This is a genomic window from Paenibacillus agaridevorans (assembly GCF_003112455.1).
Taxonomy (GTDB): domain Bacteria; phylum Bacillota; class Bacilli; order Paenibacillales; family Paenibacillaceae; genus Pristimantibacillus; species Pristimantibacillus agaridevorans.
In genome coordinates, this window is record NZ_BDQX01000171.1 from 285,023 (window position 1) to 287,624 (window position 2,602).

The following is a 2,602-nucleotide window of genomic DNA, read 5'->3' on the forward strand; positions in this document are numbered from 1 at the left end:
AGCATCTCGTCGACCATCTGCCAGATTTCTTTGGGGTTGCATACCGCACCCACCAGAGGGTCCATCATAAACGCCTGGCGCAGCAATTGATCGTCGCCGCTCACCGCCGCCTCCACAGCTAATCGCTGCACGGAGATGCTCACGTTGCAAACCGCTGCAGGGCCTAGCGGCAGCTCGCCGACATGCGGCATGGAGATGCCGTTGCGATCCACGTAACCCGGCGCCTCGATAATGGCGTCATGTGGCAGATTGGAGATGACGCCGTTGTTGACGACGTTGAAGTGGCCTCGATACACCCGCCCCGTCTCCAGGCTTTCGATGATGTAGCTGCCGTGCTCCTCGCCGCGTTTCTCGCCTTTGTACTCGTACGCGGGCTCCTTCATCCAGTTCGGGAAGTCCGTCTCGAACCAGTTGCGCCCTTCCGTGCTTACTCGCAAGTAACCGCCGGTCTCCCCGTTGATCCACGAACCGAGGTCGATCCAATCTCCGATCTCCTCCGGACGTTTCCGGTACCATGGCACGTATTCGCTCAGATGTCCATTGGATTCCGTACTGTAGTACCCGAAGCGGCGCAGCATGTCGATACGCACCTTTTCCGTTCGGCTGAAATCCTCGTGGTTCTCGAATGCTTCCAGCAGCCTGCCGGTCAAGTCCTCCCCCTTGTGCTTGATGGAGATGTACCAGGTCTGATGGTTAATGCCGGCGCAGATAATATCCACTTCCTTCTTCTGGAGCCCGAAAGCCGTCGCGATTTGCCAGTGTCCGCCCTGCACGCCGTGGCACAGGCCGATCGTGCGAACGCCGCCGTACTTGTTGCATGCCCAAGTCAGCATCGCCATGGGATTGGCGTAATTGAGCAGAAGCACGTCCTCAGACGCGCATTCCCGAATATCACGGCAGATGTCCAGCATCGCGGCAATGCCGCGTTGACCGTACATGATGCCTCCCGCGCTTAACGTATCTCCGACACATTGATCGACGCCATACTTTAGCGGGATGTCGATATCCGTCGCAAATGCCTCCAAACCGCCGGCGCGAATCGTACAGATCACGTATTTGGCCCCTTGCAGCGCTTCCCGGCGATCCGTGGTCGCCTGAATTCGGATGGACAGACCGTTTTCGTCGATATCGCGCTGGCATAATTCCGTCACCATACGCAAGTTATGTTCGTTAATGTCCGTAAACGCTACTTCCGTATTCGCGAACTCCGGCACCGACAGCAGGTCGCGCAACAACCCTCTCGTAAATCCGATCGAACCCGCACCGATGAATGTAATTTTGAAAGAAGACATAAAATCAACTCCTTCTCTAATGGTTGACAACTGGGTATGTGTTTCTCATCCCTATTGTAGCAACACAAAGAAGAAACCGTTATCAATATCCTGACGAGCTCGCGGAAGAGGTGTTAGAAATCGTCACTTATTCGATGGAATACTTATGGGTTTGCAAGGAATTCCGATAAGCGATCGGCGTCATGCCGGTATGTTTTTTGAACATGGCATGGAAGTATGGGCGGCTCCCTACCCCGACATAATCGCAAATATCGGCGACTGGAATATCCGTCTGACCCAGAAGCATTTTCGCTTTGGCCATTCGGACTTCGTTGAGGTAAGCCGTCACAGTCTCGCCCGTGCCTTCCCGAAAAATGCGGTGCAAGTATCCGGGATGCAGATTGACGGAAGCGGCGATGTCTTTTACTTGTATATCGCGATCGTAATTGTGATGAATGTAATGAACGGCCGCTTTCACATAAAGATGGATCGGATTTTCTTCGACCTTAAGCGATTCCTTGCGAATGTGGGCCAAGGTTACGAACAACTGAGCGAACAGCAGACCCGTCCGCATTTCCCGCCTCCGCTCGCCGGCATCCAACTCCAACACAAGACTTTTGAGCAGCGGATACAGCTCGTCATTGTCCCGCAGCACGAGCACCGGCGACTTCTCTTCCGTCAGCTCCGCCACGAGAGGATCCTCGTTAGCCAGCGCTCGGAGCGAGGGCAGACCTGTAGCTTTCTCCCGCATCGTAAACTCGATGTTGAGCATCCGGCACGGCCCGCGATCGTCCACAATGAGTCGGTGAGGAACGTTGGCATCCAGTACGATGAAGTCGCTTCTTCTAAGCGTGTGGGAAGATGAAGAATACGCGGGCGCCGAATCCGTCTCGATTCGGCACTCGCCAGTAATGACGTACATGATCTCGATGGAGTCATGCGTATGATAATCCATCGAGTAGTCCGACCATTGCTTGTAGTAGTACGCATAAACTAGCGGATGCAGCTCGCTGTTCATCCATTCGCGCTTGAACAGGCCGAAGCTTGGCGCCGGATCATTGCTCATAAAGCTTGCACCGCCTCGTACATCGGCAAATACATATTAATCAAACTCCTCCTTCAGCCATTCATCCTCTGGCATGTGAAATTCTTCGCTGGAGAACCGCTCTTCCTTAAAGGGATCGGCATAATTATGGAAGCCGTTCTGCTCCCAGAAGCCGGGACGGTCCTCCTTCATAAATTCGATGCCGGTAATCCACTTGGCGCTTTTCCAGAAGTAGAGATGAGGTACGACGAGCCGCATCGGCCAGCCATGTTTGTCCGTCAGCGGC

2 protein-coding genes and 1 pseudogene are annotated in these 2,602 nt (G+C 54.3%); all 3 read right to left on the reverse strand.

Annotated elements, in window-relative coordinates; all coding sequences use genetic code 11:
* Positions 1-1,292: pseudogene (locus PAT3040_RS16205) on the reverse strand (alpha-glucosidase/alpha-galactosidase); the annotation flags it as partial.
* A 127-nt stretch (positions 1,293-1,419) separates the two neighbouring features.
* The gene (locus PAT3040_RS16210; protein ID WP_307719168.1) at positions 1,420-2,337 is read right to left on the reverse strand and encodes a helix-turn-helix transcriptional regulator; all 918 of its coding nucleotides are present in this window, start codon (positions 2,335-2,337) and stop codon (positions 1,420-1,422) included.
* A gap of 36 nt (positions 2,338-2,373) precedes the next feature.
* A partial coding sequence (locus tag PAT3040_RS38690) for a molybdopterin-dependent oxidoreductase (RefSeq protein ID WP_258235001.1) occupies positions 2,374-2,602 on the reverse strand: 229 nt, incomplete at its 5' end.